The organism is Streptomyces sp. NPDC006512, from assembly GCF_040611935.1.
Taxonomy (GTDB): domain Bacteria; phylum Actinomycetota; class Actinomycetes; order Streptomycetales; family Streptomycetaceae; genus Streptomyces.
The window spans coordinates 46,439-71,526 of the sequence record NZ_JBEXPG010000032.1 but is presented as its reverse complement, the minus strand read 5'-3'; the positions used below and the strand labels follow the sequence as shown (position 1 = coordinate 71,526).

Here is a 25,088-nt window from a genome sequence, read left to right as displayed (position 1 = left end):
GGCGGGCGGCCCGGCCGGCGGTGTCAGCCGCCGGGCGTGAAGGTCACCGGCAGGCTCTGGGGGCCGCGCAGGCCGCCGGGGCGCCAGGGGATCTCGTCCGGCGCCACGGCGAGGGCCAGGCCGGGGAGCCGGCGCAGGACGGTGCCGATGGCGATCTGACCCTCCAGCCGGGCCAGCGGCGCGCCCAGGCAGTAGTGGATGCCGTGCCCGAACGCGAGGTGGGCGTTGTCCTGCCGGGTGATGTCGAGGCGGTCGGGGTCGGGGAACCGGGCCGGATCGCGGTCGGCGATGGCCGAGGCGATCAGCACGGTCGCGCCGCGCGGGACGGTGACGCCGGCGATCTCGACGTCTTCGCGGGCGAACCGGGCGATGCCGGGGCTGACGGGGCCGTCGTAGCGGAGGAACTCCTCGATCGCTCCGGGCAGCAGGCCGGGATCGGAGCGCAGCCGGTCGAGCTCGGCGGGGTGGGCGAGCAGCATGGCGATGCCGCCGCCGATCAGGTTGACCGTGGTGATGTACCCGGCGGCCAGCAGCAGGAACACCATGGCGATCAGCTCGTCCTCGGTCAGCTGCTGTTCCTCGTCCCGGGCGGTGACGAGGTCGCTGAGCAGGTCGTCGCCGGGGTGTGCCCGTTTGGCCTGGATGAGCTCGGTCACGTAGGCGCGCATGTGCTGCCAGGCCTCGTTCACCACGGCCGCGTCCGGCGGCTCCGCGCCGCGCATGATCATGCGGTCGGTCCAGCGCTGGAAGTCGTGACGGTCGTCCACCGGCACGCCCAGCAGTTCGCTGATCACCGTGACCGGGAGCGGCAGCGCGAACTCCGCGACGAGGTCGGCGCGGCCGGCCGGGACGACGGCGTCCAGCAGCCGGTCGGTGACGGCCTGGATCCGGGGCCGCATCCCGGCCACCCGGCGGGCGGTGAACGCCTTGGAGACCAGGCGGCGCAGGCGGGTGTGGTCTGGCGGGTCGCTGCGGAGCATGTTGCTGAGCATCGACTCGCGCTCGGTGTCGGGCAGCTGCCGCAGGAGCCGGGTGTCGGAGGCGTCGCGCACGTCACTGCTGAGGCGGGAGTCGGACAGGGCCGCGAGTCCGTCCTCGTAGCGCGTGACGATCCAGGCCTCCAGGCCGCCCGCGACGACGGCGCGGCGCACGGGGCCGTCCTCGCGCAGCTGCCGGTACAGCGGGAAGGGGTCGGCGACGAAGGCCGGATCGGCGTAGGGCAGAAGGACCGGCCGCTCGCTCATGATGCCTCCAGGAGTACGTCGCCCGCGCGATGGAAAGTGAGGATATCCACCCGATCCTCCGGGACCACCGGTTTTCGGACCGTGCCCCGCCGGTGTCCGCGGGGGGCACCGCGCGTGTGCTCCCGAGCGCCGTGCTGACGCCGGGTCAGGCGGACGGTGTTTCAGACGGGCGGTGCTCGCGCGTTTGTGCGCCGCCCTTCGGGTCATACGCGTAGGCGACGGGGATCGACGCCGACAGCGAACCGGTCCCCGTCGTCCGGCCCCGCGTCGCCCCTGCCGTCCCCCCGGCACGGCGACCGGGCCGCCGCACCATCGGACTGCCGTCCGGGATCCGCACGGCAGCCGGCCACCCCGAGGTCCGGAGTACTTCCCCGCCGGCCCTCGGGGGCGGCCCGGCAGACCCCCGGCAGCGACGCTCGGACCGCCGCCCCCGGGCAGCGGGCCCGACGGCAGCCGCGCGGCACCGTACCCCGCCCCCGCGCCCGGCCGCTCAGGAGCGGACCCGCGGGCGCCCCGACGAGGCCGTCACTTGTTCAGGCAGTTCTGGCGGAACGCCTCGTCGTAGGCGGTGTCGTAGCCCACCGCGTAGCCGTTCTGATAGGCGAGGATCAGGGGGTCGGCCGGGGGCTTCGGCGGCACCAGGCGGGCGTTCGTACGGGCCGTGACACAGGCCGTGCCCTCTTGGGTGCCCCAGGCCTTCCCCGCCGCCTGTCCGGCCGCGGCCATGCTGCTCGCGGTCTGCTGGGGCGGTTGCTTGGCGGGAGGCGGGGGCGCCTGCGGCTTGTTCATGGCCTGGCACGCGGCCCGGTTGGCCGCCTCGGACTTGGCGTACGCCTGGTCGTAACCGTACTTGTAGCCCTGGGCCTTGCCCTGGACGAAAGCGCTCGGGTTGGGCGGGGTCAGCGGCGGAAGGACCTTGCGGCAGATGGGCGGCTTGCCGTCGCGGAAGCCGGAGCTGGAACCCTGGAGGTAGCCTTCGCGGCAACCCCGGTGATAGGGGTCCTGGGCGCCGGTCGTCAGGCCGTGGCAGACGGTCGGCGCGGTCACGGCGGCGGGGGCCGCGGAAACCGCGGCCGGTGACTGGGCGGCGGCCGGAACGACCGTCAGCAACAGCAACGTGGGGGCGGAGAGCAGGGCGAGCGGGATGAGCGCGCGCCGTCGGCTGAACTGCATCGTGGTCGTCCTCTCGGACCGGCGGGTCCCGCCCGGGCGTTGCCCGTTCGCGGCCCGCTCACGGGACCCTGGCGGCGGCCCCGGTCCGTAGTCCGGTGCCGCTCCTCGGTGACGTCGCAGCCGGTCCCCGGCGCGGTGCGCGCGGGCGGCTGGCGACCAGGGCGAACGCAGCAAGGGAGACGCTTCCATTCTAGGCGTCGGGCCCGACGCCCGCCGCGTCGGAGAAGGGAGGCCGGCCCCGACGCCGGCCGGTCGGTGCCGACGTGACGGTGCCGACGTGACGGTGCCGTTGCCGTGGTCACGGCAACGGCACGCGCGCGGGGTGGTGGACGGGTCGGATCGCGGCTCGTGGCCGCCGGGTGGGCTGCGCCGCCGACTAGTCGGTGCAGTACCTCTTGATGGCCGCGAAGAAGGCCGTGTCGAAGGCCTTCTGCTTCGCTTCCTGGGCCGCCTTCTGGGCTGCCGCATCGGCCACGAGGCCCTGCGGCACCTTCTTCGCCATCGGCTTCTCGTCACAGTTGCCGGCCTGGGCCAGCTCCTTGCCGATGGTCCATCCCTCGATGGCCCCGGCCTTCTGCGCCGCGGTGATGGCCTTCTGGTTGACGGAGTCCTGGGCCGCCTGGCCGCCCAGGCACGTGGCCTTGAGCTCGCCGCCCACGGCGGCGTACTTGCCGGCCGGCAGGTCACCCGTGGCGAACTTGCCGTCCTCGCCCACGGTGACCAGCACGCCGCCGACGCCGTCGGTCTGGTCGACGGTGACCTTGGTCCCCTTCGTGAAGCCTTCGCCGGTGACGATCACCTTGGTCGCGTCGCCCGCTTTGCCTTCGACGAGACATTCCGCGGCGGGCAGGGCTTGCGGGGCCGCGGCCCATACCGCCGCGGCGGCGGGCCCGAGGGCGAGCGAAAAGGCCAGGAGGGGGGTGCTCAGCATGATTCGAGTGCGCTTGTTCATCTTCGTTGTCCTCACCTGATGGTGGGAAAGGTGTGAAGGACCGGAAGGACCGCGGCATGGCGGACTCACGGACTCGGGCGACCGGGCAGTCGCGCCCTCACAGCGCGCGCGACGGGTGCGCTCCCCACGCACGTACCGGTCCACCCCGGGGAAGTCCGTCCCCTCCATCGTCCTCCGCCCGCTCGCGCGTGTCGACCGGGAGCCGGGGGCGCCGGCCGCCGGCCGTCGGCCACAGACCGATCCGATTTGCCTAATCGGCTTAGGTGAATGAATAATCCATTCTGGTAAGGGTGAGGGCGGTCCGGAGGGACGGGAACGGTCGTGGAGCGGACGGGGCGGGTAGGGCTGACGACGGAGCGGCTGGTCCGGGCGGGCGCCGAACTCGCCGACGAGATCGGCTTTGAGCAGGCGACCCCCACCGAGCTCGCCCGGCGGTTCGGCGTCAGGACGGCGAGCCTGTACGCGCACGTGAGGAACGCCCACGACCTCAAGACCAGGATCGCCCTGCTCGCCCTGGAGGAACTCGCCGACCGGGCTTCCGAAGCCGTCGCCGGCCGGGCCGGCAAGGACGCGCTGACCGCCTTCGCCGACACCTACCGCGACTACGCCCTCGCACACCCCGGCCGCTTCGCCGCCTCGCAGTTCCGGCTCGACGCGGAAACGGCGGCGGCGAGCGCCGGAGTACGGCACGCGCAGTTGATGAGGGCCGTCCTGCGCGGCTACGACCTGGCCGAGCCCCAGCAGACGCACGCGGTGAGACTGCTGGGCAGCGTCTTCAGCGGCTACGCCCGCCTGGAGGGCGCCGGCGGGTTCAGCCACAGCGCCCCCGGTGCGCAGGAGAGCTGGTCGGAGATCCTCCACGCGCTCGACGCCCTGCTGCGCTCCTGGCCGCCGCCTCCTGACCAGCCCCGCCCGACCGCCCCCCGTACCCGATCGCAGAGGCCGAGGACATGAACACCGGGCACGCCTGGACCACCACCCCCGTCACCGCCGCCCTGCTGCGCGGCGCGCTCGACCTGGAGCACACCGAACGGGGTGTACTGCCCCACCGGCTGCCCGCTCGGGCCCGGCTCCAGATCCCCGACGCTCAGCTGGCCATGGCCGAGTCGCAGCCCTCCGGCGTACGGCTGGTCTTCCGTACCCGCGCGACCGCCGTCGAACTGGACGTCGTGGCGACCAAGCGGATCTACGCCGGTGCCCCGCCGCGTCCGGACGGCGTGTACGAACTCCTCGTCGACGGCCGGCTCGCGGGCCGGGCGTCCGCGGCAGACGGCGACACCCTCACCGTCGACATGACGGCCGGGACCACACAGCTCCGCTCCGGCCCCGTGGAGACACTGCGGTTCACCGGCCTGTCCGGCGACGAGAAGGACGTCGCGATCTGGCTGCCGCACGACGAGACCACCCTGCTGGTCGCCCTCCGGACCGACGCCGCCGTCCACGCCTTGCCGCCCGGCGGGCGCAAGGTCTGGCTCCACCACGGCAGTTCGATCAGCCACGGCTCCAACGCGGCCACTCCGACCGGGACCTGGCCCGCCGTGGCCGCGGCCGCCGGCGCGGCGGAGCTGATCAACCTGGGGTTCGGTGGCAGCGCTCTGCTGGACCCGTTCACGGCCCGCGCGATCCGCGACACCGCCGCCGACCTGATCAGCGTCAAGGTAGGCATCAACCTCGTCAACACCGACCTGATGCGCCTGCGCGCCTTCGGACCGGCCGTGCACGGTTTCCTCGACACCGTCCGGGACGGACACCCCGAAACTCCGCTGCTGGTCGTCTCCCCCATCCACTGCCCGATCCACGAGGACACCCCCGGGCCCAGCGCGCCGGACCTCGGCGCGATGCGGGAGGGGCGCCTGCGGTTCGTGGCCACCGGTGACCCCGCCGAGACCGCCGCCGGAAAGCTGACGCTCACCGTGATCCGGGAGGAACTGGCCCGCATCGTCCGGCAGCGTTCCGCGAGCGACCCCCACCTGTACTACCTCGACGGCCTCGACCTCTACGGCGAGGACGACCACGCCGAACTGCCCCTGCCCGACGACCTGCACCCGGACCCCGCCACCCACCGGCGCATCGGCGCACGCTTCGCCCGCCTCGCCTTCGGCGACGGCGGTCCGTTCACCGACGGGGCCTGACCGGCGGACACGGCCGCGCCCCGCGGACACCCCCTACCATGGCCGCATGATCGAAGTGCGTCGTGCGGCCCCGCAGGACGGGGACGTGCTCGGTGAGATCCACGTCGCGGCCTGGCAGGCCGCCTACGCTCCCTTCTTCGCCCCGGAATTCGCCGCCCGGGCGGTCCGCGACCGGCTCACCCGCTGGCACGCGCGCGTCAACGGAGGCCCCGACACGGTGCTCCTCGCCGCACTCGACGGCCGCCCCCTGGCGCTCGCGTTCTTCGGGCCCTCCGCGGACCGGCCCGGCCTCATGGAGATCCACAGCTTCTACGGCCACCCCGACGGCTGGGGCAGCGGCATCGCCACCGCGCTGATGGAGGCGACGCTGCACCACCTGCGCGAGCGGGGAGCCGCCGGCGCGCACCTGTGGACCCTGCGCGACACCCCCCGGTCCCGCCGCTTCTACGCCAAGTCCGGATTCTCCGAGACCGGAGCGGCGCGGCCCCACGACTTCGGTGACGGGCTGCCCCTCCAGCAGGTCGAATACGAGCTGGTCTTCGCGGACACGTCCTGACGCGGCACCGAACCGGCCGTGTTCGCGCCCGGCGCGGGGGCACATGCGTCACAGTGGAGGCATGGTGCACGTACTGGGCAGCCGGATTCTGCTGCGTCCCACCGACCCCGAGCGTTCGCGCTCCTTCTACGGCGACACCCTGGGCCTCGCCGTCTACCGGGAGTTCGGCACCGGTCCCGAGCGGGGGACCGTGTACTTCCTCGGCGGCGGCTTCCTGGAGGTGTCGGGTCGCGCGGACGCGCCGCCCGCGCCGGGTCTGCGGCTGTGGCTCCAGGTCGCGGACGTGAGGGCCGCCCATGAGGAACTCCGCGACGGGGGAGCCGAGATCCTGCGGCCTCCGCTGCGCGAGCCGTGGGGGCTGATCGAGATGTGGATCGCCGACCCGGACGGCGTGCACATCGCCGTGGTGGAGGTACCGGAGGACCACCCCCTGCGCTACCGGCCCTGACCGGGTCAGTCGAGCGGTACCGCCGCGATGCGGTCGGTGCTCTGGGCGTAGAGGCGGTTGCCGCGCCGGCCGATCATGTTCGGGCCGTCCGGCATGTTCACGGAGCCCGCCGACAGGGTCCACGCGGTGCGGCGCCCTTCCACGTCCACGGCGACGACCGCCTGCCCGCCACCGCCGACCGCGGCGTGGATCTCGCCGCGGAACGGGGCGGGAGGCGCCAGCATGGAGACGTACGCACCCGGGTCGTGCGTCCACAGCTTCTTCCCGGTCGCCTCGTCGTGGGCCTGGAGCGATCCGTCCGCGACGTACACCGTGCCGTTCGCGCACACGGGCGCGCTCATCAGCTTCTCCCCTTCGGGCTCCAGCCTCCAGGCCACGGCGCCCGTCGCCAGGTCCACCGCCGTGATCCGCTCCTCGAAGTCGAGGGCGTAACGCTCCGAGACGACGGGGGCGTTGATGCCTCCCGACTCCGTCGGTGACGCCGCCTCCTGGTCGGTGCGGACCCGAGCCGCCCACAACTGCCGGCCGTCGCGCAGGTCGACGGCGAAGACGCGCGCGGGATCGGAGCAGATCAGGCGGCCGCCGGAGACGATCGCCGACATGGTCAGGGCCCCGTTCGAGTCGGGCGCCCAGCCCTCGACGCGCTGGCGCCAGCGCAGCTTGCGGGCCCCGAGGTCGTAGGAGAACAGCCACGGCTGGCCCTTCTGGTCCTCGGCCCGGTAGTACGCCTGGAGGTAGAGGCACTCGGCGTCGGCGGCCAGCAGGTCGGTGGTGAAGGCGAGTTCGCCGAGGACGGCCGGGCCGGCGGCCTCGGCCGTGAGGCGGCCGGTACGCGCGTCGACGGGACCCGCGCTCGCGTCGCCGTCTTCGTCGAAGACGATGCCCGCCAGGCGGTCGCCGGCCACGGTGACATCGGCCCTGGTGGTCTGGGCCTCCCACAGGACCCGGCCGTCGGCCGTCGAGATCCCGCGCAGGACGTCGTTCCGGTGGATCAGGACCTCGTCGGCCACCACCACCGGGGAGGCGGTGAAGGGGGTGGCGACCGACCACAGCGGCGCCGGTGCGGTGCCCGGAGGGCGGGTGGTCCGGCCGGGAGCCGGAGAGGCCGTCGGCCCGCCCCGGCCCGAGCCGGAACCCGAGCCGGGAAGGTTGCCGGTGAACCACAGCGCCGAGGCGCCGCCCGCGGCCACGGTGACCGCAGCGGCCGCCGTACCCGAGATCACGGCGCGCCGGGAGAGCTCGCGGCGCGGGGCCGGGCCGCGCAGCGGCGCCGGAGCGAGCGTGGCGACGTCCCCGATCCGGCGGGACAGGTCGGCGAGGAGCGCCTGCGGCAGCAGGTCGGCGAACTCCCCCGGGTCGAACGGCCCCCAGCGCTCCCGCAGCCGGTCGGGCGACGGCCGCTCGCCCGGCTGCGGTGACAGACAGGCGGTGAGCACCTCGCACAGTCCCTCCGGTACGCCGGTCAGGTCGGGGGCCGCGCCGTCGCGCAGCAGTTGCAGGGTGCTCTGGCGGCCGCGGGCGTCGTAGGGGCCGTGGCCGGACGACGCGAAGACGAGGACGGCGGCGAGGGCGAACACGTCGCCCTCCGGGCCGGGCGGTCCGCCGCGCGCCTGCTCGGGTGACATGTACGCCGGGGTGCCGGCCACGCCCCCGGCCTCGGTGAGGCGGGGGCTGCCCGGGGCCTGGGCGAGTCCGAAATCGATGAGCCGGGGGCCCCGGGCGGTGATCAGCACGTTGGACGGCTTGAGGTCGCGGTGGACGAGTCCGGCGCGGTGCAGGGCGGCGAGGGCTGCGGCGAGGGCGGAGCCGAGCCGGCGGACGGCCCCTTCGCTCAGCGGGCCCGCGGCCGCCACCGCCTCGGCCAGCGAGGGCCCGATGAGGTACGCGGTGGCCAGCCAGGGCCGCGCCGTGTCCGGGTCCGCGCCGAGGAACGCGGCGGTGTGCTCCGCGCCCAGGGAGCGCGCGGCCTCGGCCTCCAGGGTCAGGCGCTCCCGGTAGCCGGGCCGGTCGCGCAGGTCCGCCCGTACGGTCTTGACGGCCGCGAGGCGGCCGCCGGGGGTGCGGGCCAGGAAGACGGTTCCCATGCCGCCACCGCCCAGCCGGCCGAGGAGGGTGTACTCCCCCAGCTGTTCGGGATCGTCGGGCAGGAGGGGCAGGAGCGTGGACATGACCGGTGGGACCCTTCGGGACGCGGTGCGCGGGGTGGCCTGTACGGGGTGTCGGCGGGTAGGAGGGGAAGGCCCGGGGCGGGGATGGGGGCGGGTCAGTCCGCGGGGAGGGCGACGACGGCGGACGGCCGGGCCATGAGCAGGACGCCGGGGGCGGTGGCGAGTTGGAACGGTTCGCGGGCCTCGACCCCGGCGAGCCCGGTCTGCCACAGGCGTTTGCCCGAGGGCAGGTCGGTCGCCGTGACCCGGTTCAGGGTCGCGAGGTACAGGCTGCGCCCGGAGGCGCCGGCGGCCATGCGCCCGAGCATGAACCACTCCAGGTTCTCGTCGAGCGTCTGGTCCCACAGCGTGCGGCCGGTGTCGGGTGCGACGGCGACGATGGGGCCCGTGCCGTCGTCGACGAGGTACAGGGTGCCGCCGGTGAAGAGGGGCGGGGCGTTGGTGCCGGCGACGATGGCCTGCGATTCCCACAGCCGGGTGCCGCCGGCCAGTTCGTAGGCGTGGGCGCGGCCCGCGGAGAGGAGGAACAGCCGTCCGCCGCCCGCCGGATCGACCGCGGAGGAGGGGCCGCCGTGCACGTCGGGGTAGGTGCGGTGCCAGAGCATGCGTCCGCCGTTGCGGTCGAAGCCCGCGATCGCCAGGGTGCGGACGGCCCGCACGTCGCGGTGCCGCTGCTGCGGAACCTGCACCTCCACGACGACGATCTCGGGGCCGACCGCGACGGACAGGGAGAAGTCGAAGCCGTCCGGCATCGGGGTCCGCCACCTCTCCTTGCGTTCCTTCAGGTCGAACGCCGCCAGCAGGTGTCCGCCGGTCGGGGTGCCGTCCCCCACGCTCAGCCACGCGGTGGTGCCCTCCACGGCGAGCACCTCCGAGAGGTCGTCGTAGCGCTGCAGCCACTGGGTGCGGCCGTCGCGCAGCGAGCACAGCGACAGCCCTTCGCGGGTGCTCAGCAGGAAGCGGTCGCCGGGTACTTGCACGGGCGGGCTGCCGATGGACGTGCCCGGCAGCTGCCACACCTCCTTGCCGGTGCGCAGGTCGTGCCCGTACAGCATCTCGCCGCGCACCGTCAGGAAGCGGTCGGCGCCGCTCACCGGGAGGAGTTGCGTGCGGGCCGTGTTGTCGTCGAAGCGCCACAGGGCGGCCGGCGGCGTCCCGGGCACGCGGGGGCTCGTACCGCCGCCGGCTCCGGGCGCGGGCGGTGCCGCGGGCCGGCCGGGGTCCCGGGCCAGGGCCGACCAGGCGAGCGTCCCGGAGACCCCGAGGGCCGCGCCGGCCGCGCCGGTCAGCAGGCCGGTCAGGACCCGGCGGCGGGTGGGGGGCGCGGGCGGGGCGGCGGGGGCCGGCGCCGGGCCGCGGCGCGGGGCCTGGGCGGTGGCGGGCCGCGGCTCCGGGGCCCGGTCGCCGTCCGGCCGGTCCGCTCCGCCGGCCGGCGCGGAGGACGGGGTTTCCGGCGCGCCGTCCGTCTCCAGGTCTGCCATCTCCTGCGCGCGTACGGCCAGAGCGGCGACGATCCGGCCGGGCAGCGGGGCCGCGGGCCGGTCCGGGTCGTCCCCGGTCCGGGCCAGCGTCCGGCGGAGTTCGGCGGCGGTGGGGCGGTCGGCGGGGGCGGGAGCCAGCGCCGCGGCGACGGCCTCCCCCACGCCGGCGGGCAGGGTGGGCAGTTCGGGCCGGTCGTGGACGGCCCGGTAGGCCAGGACGGGTGGCGGGCCGTCCCCGAAGGGGAGCCGGCCGGTGGCCGTGTGGATCAGCAGCACGGCCAGGGCGTACACGTCGGCGGCCGCGGTGAGGGGCCGGCCGGCGGCCACTTCCGGGGCCATGAAGGCGGCGGGCACGGTCGCCACGCGGCTCTGCGGCTGCGGACCGGGGTCTGCGCCGAGGCGCGGCGGCCGGCCGTCCCGGGCCGGCTCCGGGGCCTGGGCCGGTCCCGGCTCGGGTTCGGAACCGGGAAGCGTGCGGCAGGCGTGCAGGGCCATCAGCAGCGGCCGGCCCGTGGTGAGCCAGACCCCGTCGGGTGCCACCGCCCCGTAGCCGATGCCCCGGGCGTGCAGGGCCGCCAGGGTGTCGGCGACCGTCCCGGCGAGCCGTAGCGACTGCTCCGCGGACAGGGCCCCGGACTCCGCGCCGGGGCGCCGGCCCGCCACGTCGGAGAGGGACACGGCGGGGGTGTAGGCGAGGGCCGCCCACGAGGGTCCGGCTCCGGTCCGCAGGCCCAGTACGGCCGGAACTCCCGGCGCGGGCTCCCGGTGCAGCGCCTGGGCCGCCGCGTACGCGGCCGGGGGCAGCAGGCAGACCACGGCGTGCCCGTGGTCCCGGTCGCGGCCGGCGTACATGCCGTTCAGCGGCGGGACCGCCCGTGGTCCCGGCCAGCGGGCCAGCAGCCGGTACGGTCCCGCCGACCGCGGGTCCCCGGGGAGCAGCCCCTCCCCCAGTCGTCCGCCCTCCATGCGTCCCCCTCCCCCTCGTGCGTCCCGGCCGGGGCCGGTCACATGCCCGGCAGGGCGCGGACCGCGCTGCCGCGTTGCCAGATCACGCCGCCTCCCGCGACCGCGCCCCGCCAGGGAACGTCCGCGGGGACGTCTCCCGCCGGGGCGGGTGCGAACACGTACTGTTCGGCCGCCCGCCCGGTGTGCACCACGAGGATGCCGAGCTCCGGCTTGCGCAGCGGCACGAAGACTCCGGATCCCGCCACCAACGGGGCCTGGTCCTGGGCCAGTTCCTCGGCGGCCGGTACGGTCCAGGCGGGGGCTCCGGTCTTCGCGTCGACGCTCCGGAGCTGCCGGCCGTCCACCACGTACACGGTGTCTCCGGCGAGCGCGGGCGCACCGAATCCGGCGTTGTCGTCCGCCGGCAGGGTCCACAGCTGTCCGCCGTCGGTCCGGCGCAGGCAGCTCAGGGTCCGGTTGCCGCCGCCCACCACGACGGCGTGCTCCGACAGGACCGCCCGCCCGCCGTCGGTTCCGGCCGGGCGCCGCCACAGGGGGCTGCCGTCGGCGGCGGACAGGGCCGCCGCCCCGCCGGCGGCGGAGGCCACGAGTACGAGTCCTCGTCCGGCGAGCCCGAAGAACCCCGGTCCCGGCACCGGGGCGGGCACGCGCCAGCGCACCGCGCGGTCCGACCGCCCGAGCGCGGCCACGCGGCCGGCGTCGTCGAGCACGTACACCTGGTCCCCGTCCGCGGCGAGCAGCGCGGTCGCACCCGGGGCCGCGCGGTGGCGGACCGTGCCGGTGGCGGCGTCCAGGAACAGGAGCGTGCCCTCCCGGTCCAGGGCGACCGGGCGGGAGCCGCCGAGGAGGTCCCTCGCCACGGGGCCGTGTCCGCGTGGTTCGCCGGAGACGGGGTCGTGGAGGGCGATCTCGCCGCCGCCGTCCGCGAAGTACACCCGTCCGTCGGCGGCGGCGGGCCCGAACCCGGGCTTCGCGGCGGCGCCGTCGTACGACCACAGGGGTTGCGGCACTGTGCCGGGCGGGCCGCTCCAGCGGGGGGCGGGCGTCCGGGCGGAGCCGTCGCCCTCCTGGAGGCGCAGGAGGGCGGTGGCGCCGGTCGCGGCGAGGAGCACGGCCGCGCCGGATCCGGTGAGGAGCCTGCGCCGGGACGGCAGGCGCGGGCCGGCGCCCAGTGCGGCGGCGGCCCGTCCGATCTCGGCGGCGTCTGCGGTCACGGCGGGCGGGAGCCAGCGGGCGGCGGGGCGCAGGACCGAGCCCCCGGGGTCGAGTTCCGCGGTCACCTCCGCGGCGGTCGGCCGGTCGGCGGGCCGTTTCTCCAGGCAGCCGCGGACGACGGGCTCCAGCCCGGCCGGTACACCGGTGAGGTCGGGGTCTTCGTAGGCGATGCGGAAGTCCGCGCGGGCCGGGTCCCCGTCGTAGAAGGCGTGCCGGCCGGTCACCGCGAACACGAGCAGTGCCCCGAGGCAGAAGACGTCGCTCGCCGGTCCAAGGGGGCCCTTCACCACTTGCTCGGGTGACATGTAGCCGGGGGTGCCGGGGCGTTGCCCGGTGGCGGTCAAGGTGGCGTCGCCCGTGACCCGGGCGATCCCGAAGTCGACCACGCGGGGGCGGTCGGCGCCGAGGATGATGTTCGACGGCTTGAGGTCGCGGTGTACGACGCCTGCCGCGGCCAGGGCCGTCAGGGCGCGGCCGAGCGCGGCGGCCAGGAGGCACACGGCCGGTTCCGGCAGCGGGCCGTGGCGCAGGACGGCGTCGGCGAGGGTGGTTCCGGGGACGAACTCGGCGGCCAGCCAGGGTATGTGACCGTCGGTCGAGGAACCGAGCACCGTGGCGACGAAGGGGCTGCGGACGGCCGCCGCCGCCGCGGCCTCGCGGGTGAACCGCTCCCGCAGGTCCGCGTCGCGGAAGAGTTCGGGCCTGATCGTCTTGAGGGCGACCGGCCGGCCGCGGCGGCGGGCGAGGTAGACCGTCCCCATGCCTCCGGACCCGAGGACCCCCAGGACCCGGTGGCCTCCGAGCTGCGCGGGCGCGCCGCCCGGTAAGGGGGCGATCACTGGTCTCATGCCGGTGATCGTATGCGGGTGACCTCCAACGGGCTGCGCAATCAGGGAAGTTGTTGCCGGGCCGGGACGATCCCCGGACCTGTGGTGCCGAACGGCCCGGCGCCGGCCCGTCCCCCGCTCACGGCCCGGCGCCGGCCCGTCCCCCGCTCACGGCCCGGGCGGCCCGGCGCGGCACCGTACCGGGGGCGTCCTTCGGCCCGCCGGTCAGCCGGAGGTGGCGCCGAACCACCTGGGCAGGTGACGGAGGAGGTCCCGCTGGTCCTCGCCCGCCCACGCCACATGGCCGTCGGGCCGCAACAGCACGGCGGGGACGTCCAGTTCCTCGCTGACGTCGACCACGTGGTCGACCCGGTCCGCCCAGCCCGCCACCGAGAGCCGGCCGGTCTGGTCCAGGAGCAGGCCGCGCCCGCCGCGCGTCAACTCGTAGAGACGGCCCCGCTTCAGGTTCAGGTCCCGCATGCGCCGGCCCAGCAGTTCGTGTCCCTCGCCGAAGTCGTAGCGGACCTCGACGGCGGTGATCATCCCGGTCACGTACCGGTTCACCTCCTCGAAGTCCATCAGCTTCGACAGCAGCGCCCGCAGGGCAGCCGCGCCCGGATCGGCCCCCAGCAGCGTGATCTGCGCACGCGTGTTGTCCAGCACGGCGGCGCCCACCGGGTGCCGCTCGGCGTGGTAGCTGTCCAGCAGCCCCTCCGGCGCCCAGCCGGCCACCTCCGCCGCCAGTTTCCAGCCGAGGTTGAACGCGTCCTGCACGCCGAGGTTGAGTCCCTGCCCGCCGGTCGGCGGGTGGACGTGCGCCGCGTCACCGGCCAGCAGCACCCGGCCGGACCGGTAGCGCTCGGCCTGCCGGGTGGCGTCGCCGAACCGGGACAGCCAGCGCGGGGAGTGCACGCCGAAGTCCGTGCCCGCGAAGGCGCGCAGCTGCCGTCGGAAGTCCGCCAGGACCGGCTCCGCCGCCCGGTCCTCGGCCACCCCGTCGGCGGGCACGACCACGCGGTACACGCCGTCCCCGATGGGGGCGACCCCGAACCGCAGCTGGGTCCCGCGGACTTCCTCGACGACGGCGGCGACCGTCGCCGGGTCCTCCGTCACCTCCATCTCGCCCAGCAGCGTCTCGACCTTGGCGGGCTCGCCGGGGAATCCGACGCCGAGCAGCTTGCGCACCGTGCTGCGGCCGCCGTCGCAGCCGACGAGGTAGCGCGAACGCAGCCGCGTACCGTCCGTCAGCTCGACGGTGACCCCGTCCCCGTCCTGACTCAGCCCGGCCACTTCGCGGCCGCGCCGGATCTCGGTGCCGAGTTCGAGGGCGCGCTCGTTCAGCAGCCGCTCGGTGACGGGCTGCGGGGTGGCGAGGCCGTACGCGTGGGCCGTGTCCAGCCGGTCCGGCCACGGTTTCACGATGCCGCCGAAGAGACCCCCGACCTGGAACTTCTCGCTGACCTCGAGGAACCGGTCGAGGAGGCCCCGCTGGTCCATCACCTCGACGCTGCGCGCGTGCAGGCCCTGCCCGCGGGACTGCTCCGTCGGCTCGGCGGACTTCTCCAGCACGACCACGCGTACGCCGTGCAGCCGCAGCTCACTGGCGAGCATCAAACCGGTCGGACCGCCGCCGACCACCGTCACGTCCACCACACGAGCCTCATTTCCGCAGGTCCTGGCTTTGGTGGACGATTCTGCGGCACGACCCGGGCCTTGCCACAAGCCCCCCGGCGGGCTATAACTTGAGAGTGGCAAGGAGTGGGTTTCCCTCCTTGCCTTCGTCGTTCGCCGCCCCGACCGTCGGGGACGGGGCGGCCGGCACTCTCCACGCCACCTGCCCGCGGTCCTGCCCTCCCCTGCCGGGCAGGCGGGTGTTCAGGAACCTGGTGCCGCGACCCGGTGGACCTTTCCGAACACGCCCTAGCTGCACTTCCACATGGCGGCCTGGGTGCCGGCGCTGGTGCTGGCGCCGGGCATGTCCAGGCACATCCAGGTGGGTGCGCCCGTCGGCGTGGTGCCGCTGATCCAGTAGCCGATGTTGCCGTCGATGCCGTCCGTGTCCCACCACTTCTGGTTCAGGCCGCCGTTGCAGTCGTACTGGATGACCTTGGCGCCCTGGTACGCCACGCCCCCGCTGATGTCCAGGCACCGGCCGGAGTTGGCGTTGCGGAGCTGGATGAAGGTACCGCCGTCGGTGGCCTCCGCCTTCCACAACCCCTCGCTCGCGGTGCCGCATTCGGACTGCACCACGGCGGCCCCGTTGTCGTTCGAGCCGCCCTTCACCTTCAGACACAGGCCGCTGTGCGAGTTGGCGATCTCGTAGCGGTTGCCGCGCTTGCGCAGCGCCCAGAGCTGGTTGGGGGCCAGGGTGGCCCCCAGGTCCGAGGCGGTCTGCGCGGCGGGTACGGGGGCGGGGAGGGCGTCGGCTGCGGTTGCGGTTGCGGTTGCGGTTGCGGGGAGGATGGTCGTCCCCGCCACGGCCATCAGGGCCACCAGGGCCGAGCGGGCGGACGTGCGCTGCGTGAAGTTCATGCTCGGTGCCTTTCGTACGCGGCCCCGCCCGGGTGCGGCGGCGCCGGTGGAATGGAGGTGGCGCCGGGCCGTGGGGGCGGGCCCGGCGCGGTGCCCACTCTGTCCGGCGGCCGGGTCCGTACACATCGTGGAAGTCCACGGACACGGCGCTCCGCCCGGTCTCGTGGTCAGCCCTCCGGCCCGCTGCCGGCGGTGCCGGTTCCGGCCAGGCCGACCGCGAGCTGGGTGCGGCGGGTCACCTCCAGCTTCCGGTAGGCGCTGGTGAGGTGGGACTCCACCGTGCGCCGGGTCAGGTGGAGCGCCTCGCCGATCTGCGCGTTCGTGTGCCCGCGGGCCGCGAGGTCGACGACCCTGCGTTCCGCTCCGGTCAGTGCGCCGGGGCCGGTCCTGGCCCGTGTCGTGGCGCGGGCGTTCGCGTCGCGCAGCGCCGCCCGCGTCGCCTGCAGGAGCCTCGGCCGTGGTGCCGGGCCGGGGCCGCCGCCGCCCCGGGAGTGGCCGGTGGGGCCGTCGCCGGGGTCGTCGTACGGAGCGTCGCCGGCGCCCGGGGGGTACAGCAGGCGGTCCGCTCCGGCGGCGGCGGCGCGCAGGTCGTCGCGGCCCCGGCGGCCGAACCCGGCCTCGATGCGCGCGCGGCCGAGGTCGATCAGCGTCTCGATGCGTTCCACCGGTGCGGGCGCCCCCTCCAGGAGGGCGGCCGCCTCGACGAGCGAGTCCAGGCCCCTCCGGCCGCCGACGGCTGCGGCGTGGGCCCGCAGCGCCCTGCCGACCGTACGGGGGGTGCCCCAGCGGCGCGCGTGGTGCAGTTCCTCCTCCGCGAGCTCCCGGGCCCGGGCCGCCCGGCCGAGGCGGGCCAGGGCGAGGGCCGCTCCGGAGCGCCACGGCGTGGCCACGGGGCTGACGAAGTCGCGGGCGCTCTGCCCCGTGCCGCAGGAGAGGTATCCGTCGAGCGCGGCCTGCCAGCGTCCTTCGATGCCGTGGAGCAGGGCGCGCGCGTAGCTCAGTTCGTTCCACTCCCAGGAGCTGTCCGCGGTGGACGGGTCGGGGGCGGAGAGGAGCTGCCAGGCCTGGTCGCGCAGGCCGAGTTCGTAGCGGGCGAGCGCCACCATGGAGACCAGGTGGGGCGCGCGGATGCCGCGTCCGGTGCAGGTGTGCGCCAGGAGGGTGTTCTCGGCGATGACGCGCCGGAAGTCACCGGCCCACAGGGCGGCTTCCGCCCGGGCGCTGAGCAGGCATTGCAGGCCGACGTCCGTCAGGTCCGGTGTGGCGGGCGGTACGGGCAGCCCCTGCTCGGCGAGGGTACGGACGTCCTCCAGCCGGTCCGCCCACTGGAGCAGGGTGGCGGCGCTGCCCAGCCAGGCGGTGCGCAGTTGCGGGTGGACCGGGGCGGCGGCGAGCCGGGGCCGGATCCGGGCCAGGACCTCGGTCGCGGAGAGGAGTCCGGCACCGGTCTCGTACTCGGTGATCAGACCGCAGACCAGGGGTTCGACGCCGGCCGGGGCCGTGGGAGCGAGGACCCGCAGGTCCGCCACGGCGTTGCGCCAGGCGACGGCGTCGTGCGAGGAGATGAGGGCGGTGACGGCCCTCAGGATGTGCGCCAGCTCGTCGTCGTCCGTGGCGCTGCCGGCCCGGTGCAGGACGCTCAGCGCACGGTCCGTACGGCCGCTGGCGGCGAGGGCCGCGCCGAGGGCGGGTGCGGCGGCGGCGCGTTCCTGACGGTCGGGGTGCAGGTCGAGGCCCGCGCGGAGCCGGCGGATGCCGGCCTCGGCGCTGTACGGGAACTCCAGGGACCCCAGGCGCAGGGTGAGCTCGGCATGCCGGTCCGGGGCCAGGGGCGGCTGCCCGCGCAGGGCGTGGCGCAGCAGCCCGGCGGCCTCTTCGGTGCGCCCGGCCCGTACGGCGGCGTCGGCGGCGTCCTCCAGGCAGCGGGCCATCCATGCCTCGGTCGGGGGATCCAGGTGCAGCAGCCGGGCGGCGACGGCCCCGGCGGGGGCGCCGCGGTCGTGGAGCAGGCGGGCGGCATGGGTGTGGAGGGCGGCCAGTTCGGCGCGGTCGGCGGCGTCCAGTACGGCTTCCCGGGCGAGCGGGTGGGAGAGCATCCGGGCCAGTCCCGGCGCGCCGGGCGGGGCGGCGGGGCGGGCGGGGCACAGCTCGCGCGCCTCCTGGAGCAGGGCGGCGCCGGTGGCGGGAGAGCACTGGGCGGTGGCGGCGAGGGCGAGGGCCGTGTGGCGGGTCCCGGCGTCGGCGCGCTCCCGGATCCACCGGGCGAGCGCGTCCCGGTACCGGGTGACCGAGACGGCGGGCCCGGCCCCGGGCCCGGGGGCGGGGTGGTGCGGGGGTCGGCCGGGACCCGGGGCAGGGGCGCCGGGCGGCGCGGCGAAAGCGGCGCCCTGGGACCCTGCGAGGCCGGTGCGGTCGGCGCGGTCGGCGTCTTCGACGAAGCCGGTGACGGCGGTCGCTTCGGCGAAGCCGGTGGAGCCGGAGGCATCGCCGAGGCCGGTCGGGACCACGCCCTCGCCGAAGCCGGCATGAGCCGCACCTCCGGCGAAGCCGGCGCCTCCGGCGCGGTCGGCGGAGCCGGTGCCCTCGCCATCGCCGGTGAAGCCGGTGGCCTCGGCGGAGCCGGTAAGGACCGCGCTCTCACCGAAGCCGGAACGAGCCGCGCCCGCGGCCAGGCCCGTATGGACCACGCCCTCAGCGCAGCCAGTACGGACCGCGCCCCCGGCGAAGCCGGCGCCCCCGGCTCGGTTGGCGGAGCCGGTGGCCTCGGTGAGGTCGGTGAGGAGGGCCTGGACGAGGGCTGGGTTGCCGCCGGTTGCCTCGCGGCACAGGGCGCGTCGGTCGGGGGCCAGCCCGCGTTCGCGCCCGAGCCGTTCGACGGTGTCGGGCCTGAGCGGGGGCAGCGGGAGGCACACGCCGGTCGTCGGGGGCAGCCAGACGGCGTCGGTGTGCTCGCGGCATTCGGTGGCCAGAAGCAGCACCGGGAGCCCGGCGATCCGGCGCGCCAGGTACCCGGCCCAGCGGCGCGACACCGGATCGGCGCAGTGCAGGTCGTCCACGGCCAGCAGCACCGGGCGGGTCCCGGCGGTCCGGGACAGCAGTTCCAGCAGCCGGTGGAAGACCCGCTGCTCCTGCTCGGCGGCGGGATCGGCGAAGGGTATGCCGTCGGCGGTCGGGAAGACCTGGCGCAGGAGGGCGAAGGGGAAGCCCGTCTCCTCGGGTGCGCAGCGTGCCGACAGCACCCGTATCCCGTCGTCGGCGTCCGCCCCGCGGACGACGGCGTCGAGCACGGCGGTGCGGCCGCGGCCGGGCGGCGCGGCCAGCATCAGCCAGCTGCCGGTCCCGGAGCGCGCCCTGGTCAGGGCGGTGGCCGCGGCCCGGAGCACGTCTTCCCGTTCGACCAGTACCTGTGTCACGTCAGGCCTCCCACACTGCCTTCGGCGGCCGCGTGCCGACCGTGACGGCCCGGTGGCCGCCCGTAAGGAATCATGGAGGGACGGAGCACGGGAAGTGGGATGATCTTCGGTCAGATTTGCCTGAAACCGCATCAGTTGGTCCATATCAGCCAAAGCGGCGGCGGATTGACCGGATCCGGTGCCGGGGGCGGGGCCCCACGGCCGGACTGCGGGTCCGGGCGACAGCGCCTACGCTCGGGGAAGGGGTCGGACCGAGCCCTGGAGGTGGGTCATGTCCGAGGCGAACGACCCGGTGACGGCTGACCGCGCGCTGAAGGCCCGCCACCGGGCCATGTGGGCACTCGGCGACTACCCGTCCGTGGCATCCCACGTCATCCCGGAAGCCGGGGCCGAACTCGTCGCGGAGTGCGGCGTGCAGCAGGGCGACCGGGTACTGGACGTGGCAGCGGGCGCGGGCAACGCCGCCATCCCCGCGGCCCTCGCCGGGGCCGACGTGGTGGCGAGCGACCTGACCCCCGAGCTCCTGGAGGTCGGGCGGAGCAAGGCCGCGGTGCGCGGGGCCCGTCTGGAGTGGCGCGAAGCCGACGCGGAACACCTGCCGTTCGCGGACGGGGAGTTCGACGTCGTCATGTCCTGCTTCGGCGTGATGTTCGCCCCGCACCACCAGGCCGCCGCCGACGAACTGGTCCGCGTCTGCCGGCCCGGCGGGACGGTCGGCCTGGCGAACTGGACCCCTCAGGGGTTCGTCGGCCGGATGTTCGCGACGATGAAGCCGTACGCTCCGCCCCCGCCGCCCGGAGCCCAGCCGCCGCCCCTCTGGGGCGAGGAGGAGCACGTGTACGGGCTCCTGGGCGACCACGTCACGGACGTGGAGGCCCGCCGGCGGACCGTCCGGGTGGACGCCTTCCCCCGGCCGGGAGACTTCCGCACGTTCTTCAAGGCCTGCTACGGACCGACGGTCGCGGTCTACCGCGCCATCGGCGACGACGAGGACCGGACCGCGGCACTGGACCGCGAACTGGACGCCCTGGCCGAGGAGAACACCCGGGACGGCGTCATGGAGTGGGAGTACCTCCTGCTCACGGCGCACCGGGTCACTCCCCCGCAGCCGCCCGCCGGCTGAACCGCGCCGCTCATCGGACACATCGCGATTCCGGTCGAGATCAGGAGAGTTCAGGCCGACGGGCGGCCGGAGCGCTTGCCGGGGTGCTCACCGGGGCAGGGCTGACCGCCGTGCGGTGGCGGAAGCCCGGGGCGTGTCACGGAGGGGTGTCAGTGAGTGCGAGCGAGGACGCCGGTGCCGGTGAGATCGAGGAGTTCCTCGTGCTCTCCAGCGGTCTGACCGGTTTCAGCCCGGACGAATTACGCGAGGACGGCCTGGCGTCCGTTCTCCTGGCCGTGGTGCTGGACCGGCTCGGTCCCGACGGCTACCGGCGGCTCGTCCGCGCGCCCGACGCGCGCGACGCGGAGGTCGAGGCGGCGGCGGAGGCGGTGATCCGCCTCTGGTACACCGGCAGTTGGCCGGGGTCCGCCGACGGCGGCGGGCCCTTCGTGGTGTCGCCGCGGGCCTACGCCGGCGCGCTGGTGTGGCGGGCCGTCGGCGGGCGCGCGCCGGGTACGTCCGCGCCGGGCTTCGGAAGCTGGGCCGAGCCCGCGGGTGCGGGCGGCCGGGAATCCGGGGGACGCCGGTGAACGGAGCGGAACGGTACGACGTGATCGTCGTCGGCGGTGGCATCGCCGGCTCCCTCGTCGCCCGGCACCTGGGCGACCGCGGCCGCCGCGTCCTGGTGCTGGAGGCCGGTGCCCGCGCCACCGACGCCGAACGGGGGCACCGCGAGGCCCTGGAACGGTTCCTGACGGCCTCGGCGAAGGTGCCGGGCTCCCCGTACCCCATGGACGGCACGGCTCCGTGGCCCGAGGTGACCGATCTGACCGGCACCGGTGGTGACGGCGCCGGCTACCGCTCCGACGGGTACTTCGTCCAGCGCGGCCCGCTCCCCTACGCCAGCGGGTACGTACGGGTGAACGGCGGCACGGGGAACGTCTGGACCGGGCTCACCCCGCGCATGCTGCCGGAGGACTTCGACACCGAGGCGTTCGGCTACGGCCGCAGCTGGCCGCTGACGTACGCGGACCTCGAACCGCACTACCGCTCCGCCGAGCACGCGATCGGGGTGTCCGCCGACGTCGACGAGCAGCGCACCGCGGTGGGCCTGCCGTTCCCCGAGGGGTACGTCTACCCCATGCGGGCACTGCCGCCGAGCCGCGTCGACGCGGTGCTGGCCGGGCGGCTGGACGGCCGGCGGGTGAGCGAGCCGGGCGGCCGGGAGCCGGTGGAGCTGCGCGTGGTGGGCACCCCGCAGGGCCGCAACGGCGTCCCGGACCCCCGCTACGGGGGCGGGGCGGGCTACGAGCCCCTCGGCGCGCACGGCCGGCCCGACCCGGGCAGCCGCTGCGTGGGTAGCGCCAGCTGCATCCCCCACTGCCCCTCGCACGCCAAGTACACGCCCCTCAAGACGCAGGCGGGCTGGGGGCCTTCGGTCACGCTCCGGGACCGGGCCGTCGTCAGCCGCGTCCTCGTCGGTCCGGGAGGCCGGGCCACGGGGGTCACCTACCTGGACTGCTCGCGGACCGGCGGCGGGCGGGCGGGGCGGCCGGCCGTCACCGTGCACGCGGACGTGGTGGTCCTGGCGGCGCACGCGATCGAGAACGCCCGCCTGCTTCTCCTGTCCGGGCTCGGCAACCGCAGCGACCTGGTCGGACGCAACCTCATGGACCATCCGGTGCTGCTGACCTGGGGACTCCTTCCCGAGCGGGTCGGCCCGTACCGCGGCCCCGGCTCCACCTCGGGTCTCGAAGGGTTCCGGGCCGGTCCGGCCCGCCGTGCGCGGGCGCCGTTCCGGATCGAGATCGGCAACTGGGGCTGGGTGTGGGCCAAGGGGCCCGTCGACACGGACGTCGCCGAGCTGACCCGTGCGCCGGGGCCGGGCCGGCGCGGGCTGCGGGGAGCCGCACTGCGGGAGGCGCTCGCCGACCGCGTCGGACGGCAGTTCACGCTGCAGTTCGAGATGGAGCAGGGCGCCGACCCCGCGAACCGGGTCACCCTCGACCCCCGCCACCGCGACCCGCTCGGCCTGCCGCGCCCGGTGGTGACGTACGACCTGTCCCCGCACGTGAAGGACGGCATCGCGGCCGCGAAAGCGGTGTCCGACCGGATCTTCGCGTTGCTGGGCGCCGAGGACCACACCACCTTCGACGCCGAAGCCTGGCCCGGCCGCTTCGAACACCGGGGCCTGATGTACGGCTACCGGGGCGCGGGGCACGCCGCCGGCACCCACGTCATGGGCGACAGCCCGCACACGTCGGTCGTCGACCCTTGGCAGCGTTGCTGGGACCACCCCGGCCTGTACGCGGTGGGCTGCGGCAGCATGCCGTCGGTGGCGACCTCCAACCCGACCCTGACCATGGCCGCCCTGGCCCTGCGCAGCGCCGAACGCGTCGAAGCCGATCTGGCGGAACGCGACCGGCCCGTCACCCTGACCGCCTCCCGAGCCCTCGGAGCCGCCTCGTGAACGCCCTGCCCCTGCCGCCCGTCGCGGCCCCCTACCAGCTCCCCTTCCACTACGGGGCGCTGCACAACATCGGCCTGGACTACCTGGTGGACCCCGGGCCGGTGCGGGAGGTCCTGGCGAAGCACCATCCGGCGCTGACCGCGGCGGAGTTCGACGGCCGGTGCCTGGTCTCGCTCAACTACCAGCTGTACTTCGCGCAGTACCCGTCCGGCGGGGGCATCACGCAGGAGATCGAGGTCAACATCGTCGCCCACCCCACGGAGGCGGCGCGCCGCCTCCCGCGGGTGAGCTATCCGCAGTACGCCCAGGGGTACGACCAGACCAAGCTGCTCGGGATCGCCCGCATCCACGTGGTGTGCGACAACCCGCTGGCCATCGACGCGGGGCGCACGCTGTACGCGGAACCCAAGTACCCCGGCTGGTTCGAGGTGGAGATGCCCTCCCTCAACGGCCCGGCCGGTGACACCTGGGACGTCCGCTGCCTCGCGGCCGAGGCCGCGGCCGACGGTGGCATCGCACGCCGCGACACGGCGCTGTTCTCCTTCCGCGCCCAGCTGGGGCGGCTCGCGTCCGTTCCCGCGAACAACACCCCGATCACCGGGTACGGCACCGATTCCGCGGGCGTCGCGCTCGCCGGTCCGATGAACGTCTACCAGCCCTACCGCTGGTACGACCTCAGCGGCCCGGGCGCCGATCGTTCGCGGCTCACCGTGCACGACCCCGCGAGCGGTGTCGGCGAGGACCTGCTCCGTCTCGTCGGCGAGGTGCCCGCGGCCGGGGCCTGGACGTTCCAGTCTCCCCCCGTCGCCGCCCACAACCGCCCGTACTACCTCGGCTGAGGCGGGCCGGGCGGCGCGGGACGGCGCCGGGGGCGGGGGCGGTTCAGCGGGCGGTGGCGGAGGGCTGGGTCCGGTTCTCCAGGAGGGCCGCCAGTTCCTTGCGGTCGACCTTCCCGTTGCGGCTCAGGGGAAGGGAGTCGAGCACCACGCACCGGCGCGGGATCTTGAACTCCTCGATCTGCTCCTGCATCCGCTCCAGCACGACGTGGGGCTCCAGGTCCGTGACCACGGCCAGGAGCGCCGACTTCTTGCCCGACGGCGGGAGGACGGCGGCGGACACCACCTCCGGGATGCGGTGGGCGGCCGCCTCCACCTCGGTGGCACTGACCCGGAAGCCGCGCTCCTTGTAGAGGTCGTCGCGGCGCCCGGAGAAGTACAGGTAGCCGTCGTCGTCCAGCCATCCGTAGTCGCCGGTCCGCAGCTCGGGGAAGAGGCCGTCGCGCTGCGGGAACCTCGCCAGGTTCAGCTCGGGGCGCCGCCAGTAGCCGGACATGACGTGCGGTCCCCGGACGGTGATCTCGCCGGTCTCCCCGGCGGGCAGCCGGTTGCCCTCCTCGTCGACGGCGAAGACCTCGGTACCGGGCAGCGGCAGGCCGCAGGATCCGGGGCGCAGCAGGTCGCCGTCCGGCGGCATGATGGTGGCGCGCTTGCACTCGGTGAGCCCGAACATCACCTGCCCCGTGAGCTCGGGTATTGCCGCGCGCAGCGCGTTGAGCGTCTCGGTGGACAGGGCCGCTCCGGTGTTGGTGACCAGGCGCAGGGCGGGACGCCGGGAGGCCCGCTTCAGCAGCCAGGCCAGTGATTCGGCGACCGAGGGGACGGCCGGGAGTACGGTCGCACCGCTGTCGAGGAGGTTGCGCAGGAGGGCGGGGCCGGCTTCGGCGGCGCTGCCCAGCACGACGTGGGCTCCGCTCAGTGCTCCGAGGAACAGCTGGTAGAGGCCGTAGTCGAAGGACAGCGGCAGCGGGCAGTAGACGACGTCGTCGTGGCGGTAGTCCAGGACCTGCTGGATGGCGCGGGCGGCGAACACGACCTGCTGGTGCGTGCTCACGACGGCCTTGGGCGCCGAGGTGGTGCCCGAGGTGTAGATCAGGGAGACCGGGTCGACGGCGAGGGGGGCGGGCAGCGCTTCCGGGGACGGCACGGGTGCGGCCGTGGCGGGGAAGGCCTCGGCCTCGGCCAGGGGTGCGGGAACCGCCTTGATCCCGCGGGCGCGGGCGGTGTCGAGCACCGACGCGTCGTGGGCCACGACCAGGGTGGGCTCGCAGTCACCGAGCACGTGCTCCAGCGGTGTGCCGACGACCTGTTCGTGGAGGACCGTGTAGAGCGCGCCGACGCGTGAGGCGGCGAAGACGAGCGCGGGCACGAGCGGGCCGGGCGGGAGGGACACGACGAGCCGGCGGCCGCGGGAGACGCCCTCGGAGTGGAGCCACGCGGCGAGGCGCAGGCTCGCGTCCCGCAGTTCGGCGTAGGTGGCGGTGGAGTCGAGGCGGGACACGGCGGGCCGGTCCGGCCACCGTTCGGCGGCCGTGTCCAGCACGTCGTGCAGCAGTGATGTCTCAGACATGGG

Annotated in this window: 18 protein-coding genes; 8 read left to right on the top strand and 10 right to left on the bottom strand. The window is 75.3% G+C overall.

The genetic code is table 11. The features are described from left to right. Window positions 1-23 precede the first annotated feature (23 nt). The 3 genes from ABZZ17_RS22825 to ABZZ17_RS22815 form a co-directional block, all read right to left on the bottom strand. On the bottom strand, window positions 24-1,244 hold the full coding sequence (locus tag ABZZ17_RS22825; RefSeq protein ID WP_356878144.1) for a cytochrome P450: 1,221 nt from the start codon (window positions 1,242-1,244) through the stop codon (window positions 24-26). 525 nt (window positions 1,245-1,769) lie between these two features. Beyond that, window positions 1,770-2,417, bottom strand: coding sequence for a hypothetical protein (locus ABZZ17_RS22820; protein ID WP_356878143.1), 648 nt, complete (start codon window positions 2,415-2,417; stop codon window positions 1,770-1,772). Window positions 2,418-2,793: 376 nt separating this feature from the next. Beyond that, window positions 2,794-3,369, bottom strand: coding sequence for a hypothetical protein (locus ABZZ17_RS22815; RefSeq protein WP_356878142.1), 576 nt, complete (start codon window positions 3,367-3,369; stop codon window positions 2,794-2,796). Between the two features lie 321 nt (window positions 3,370-3,690). Between ABZZ17_RS22815 and ABZZ17_RS22810 the strand changes: the two genes are divergently transcribed. The 4 genes from ABZZ17_RS22810 to ABZZ17_RS22795 all read left to right on the top strand — a co-directional run bounded on the left by ABZZ17_RS22810 (window position 3,691) and on the right by ABZZ17_RS22795 (window position 6,505). After that, entirely contained in the window at window positions 3,691-4,323 is a 633-nt protein-coding gene (locus tag ABZZ17_RS22810) for a TetR/AcrR family transcriptional regulator (RefSeq protein WP_356878141.1), read from the top strand. Continuing rightward, window positions 4,320-5,501, top strand: coding sequence for a GDSL-type esterase/lipase family protein (locus tag ABZZ17_RS22805; protein ID WP_356878140.1), 1,182 nt, complete (start codon window positions 4,320-4,322; stop codon window positions 5,499-5,501). Before ABZZ17_RS22810 ends, ABZZ17_RS22805 begins: the two co-directional genes overlap by 4 nt. Window positions 5,502-5,547: 46 nt before the next feature. Continuing rightward, complete coding sequence (locus ABZZ17_RS22800; protein ID WP_356878139.1) at window positions 5,548-6,057, top strand: GNAT family N-acetyltransferase; 510 nt, start codon at window positions 5,548-5,550, stop codon at window positions 6,055-6,057. Window positions 6,058-6,118: 61 nt separating this feature from the next. Then, window positions 6,119-6,505, top strand: coding sequence for a VOC family protein (locus tag ABZZ17_RS22795; RefSeq protein WP_356878138.1), 387 nt, complete (start codon window positions 6,119-6,121; stop codon window positions 6,503-6,505). Between the two features lie 5 nt (window positions 6,506-6,510). On the opposite strand, the gene ABZZ17_RS22790 is transcribed toward ABZZ17_RS22795, so the two are convergent. From ABZZ17_RS22790 to ABZZ17_RS22765, 6 genes are all read right to left on the bottom strand, one after another. Next, a complete protein-coding gene (locus ABZZ17_RS22790) occupies window positions 6,511-8,673 on the bottom strand; it encodes a PQQ-binding-like beta-propeller repeat protein (RefSeq protein WP_356878137.1) in 2,163 nt (720 codons plus the stop codon). A gap of 95 nt (window positions 8,674-8,768) precedes the next feature. Next, the gene (locus ABZZ17_RS22785; RefSeq protein ID WP_356878136.1) at window positions 8,769-11,120 is read right to left on the bottom strand and encodes a PQQ-binding-like beta-propeller repeat protein; all 2,352 of its coding nucleotides are present in this window, start codon (window positions 11,118-11,120) and stop codon (window positions 8,769-8,771) included. A gap of 38 nt (window positions 11,121-11,158) precedes the next feature. Further along, window positions 11,159-13,183 carry a PQQ-binding-like beta-propeller repeat protein gene (locus tag ABZZ17_RS22780; RefSeq protein ID WP_356878135.1) on the bottom strand — a complete coding sequence of 675 codons (2,025 nt, stop codon included), beginning with the start codon at window positions 13,181-13,183 and terminating at the stop codon, window positions 11,159-11,161. Between the two features lie 204 nt (window positions 13,184-13,387). Then, entirely contained in the window at window positions 13,388-14,815 is a 1,428-nt protein-coding gene (gene rox / locus ABZZ17_RS22775) for a rifampin monooxygenase (protein ID WP_356878134.1), read from the bottom strand. A 267-nt stretch (window positions 14,816-15,082) separates the two neighbouring features. Then, window positions 15,083-15,694 carry an RICIN domain-containing protein gene (locus tag ABZZ17_RS22770; protein WP_356878133.1) on the bottom strand — a complete coding sequence of 204 codons (612 nt, stop codon included), beginning with the start codon at window positions 15,692-15,694 and terminating at the stop codon, window positions 15,083-15,085. 167 nt (window positions 15,695-15,861) lie between these two features. Then, complete coding sequence (locus ABZZ17_RS22765; protein ID WP_356878132.1) at window positions 15,862-19,107, bottom strand: AAA family ATPase; 3,246 nt, start codon at window positions 19,105-19,107, stop codon at window positions 15,862-15,864. Window positions 19,108-19,378: 271 nt separating this feature from the next. Between ABZZ17_RS22765 and ABZZ17_RS22760 the strand changes: the two genes are divergently transcribed. From ABZZ17_RS22760 to ABZZ17_RS22745, 4 genes are all read left to right on the top strand, one after another. Further along, window positions 19,379-20,230 carry a class I SAM-dependent methyltransferase gene (locus ABZZ17_RS22760; protein ID WP_356878131.1) on the top strand — a complete coding sequence of 284 codons (852 nt, stop codon included), beginning with the start codon at window positions 19,379-19,381 and terminating at the stop codon, window positions 20,228-20,230. A gap of 152 nt (window positions 20,231-20,382) precedes the next feature. Further along, window positions 20,383-20,799, top strand: coding sequence for a hypothetical protein (locus ABZZ17_RS22755; protein WP_356878130.1), 417 nt, complete (start codon window positions 20,383-20,385; stop codon window positions 20,797-20,799). Next, window positions 20,796-22,679: a GMC family oxidoreductase gene (locus tag ABZZ17_RS22750; RefSeq protein WP_356878129.1), complete on the top strand. Its 1,884-nt coding sequence runs from the start codon at window positions 20,796-20,798 to the stop codon at window positions 22,677-22,679. The genes ABZZ17_RS22755 and ABZZ17_RS22750 overlap by 4 nt, the downstream gene beginning before the upstream one ends. Beyond that, window positions 22,676-23,518 (top strand): hypothetical protein, encoded by an 843-nt coding sequence (locus tag ABZZ17_RS22745; protein WP_356878128.1) that lies wholly within the window; start codon window positions 22,676-22,678, stop codon window positions 23,516-23,518. Before ABZZ17_RS22750 ends, ABZZ17_RS22745 begins: the two co-directional genes overlap by 4 nt. A 43-nt stretch (window positions 23,519-23,561) precedes the next feature. Here the strand turns inward: ABZZ17_RS22745 and ABZZ17_RS22740 are convergent, their stop codons facing one another. Next, window positions 23,562-25,085 (bottom strand): class I adenylate-forming enzyme family protein, encoded by a 1,524-nt coding sequence (locus tag ABZZ17_RS22740; protein ID WP_356878127.1) that lies wholly within the window; start codon window positions 25,083-25,085, stop codon window positions 23,562-23,564. Window positions 25,086-25,088: the final 3 nt, after the last annotated feature.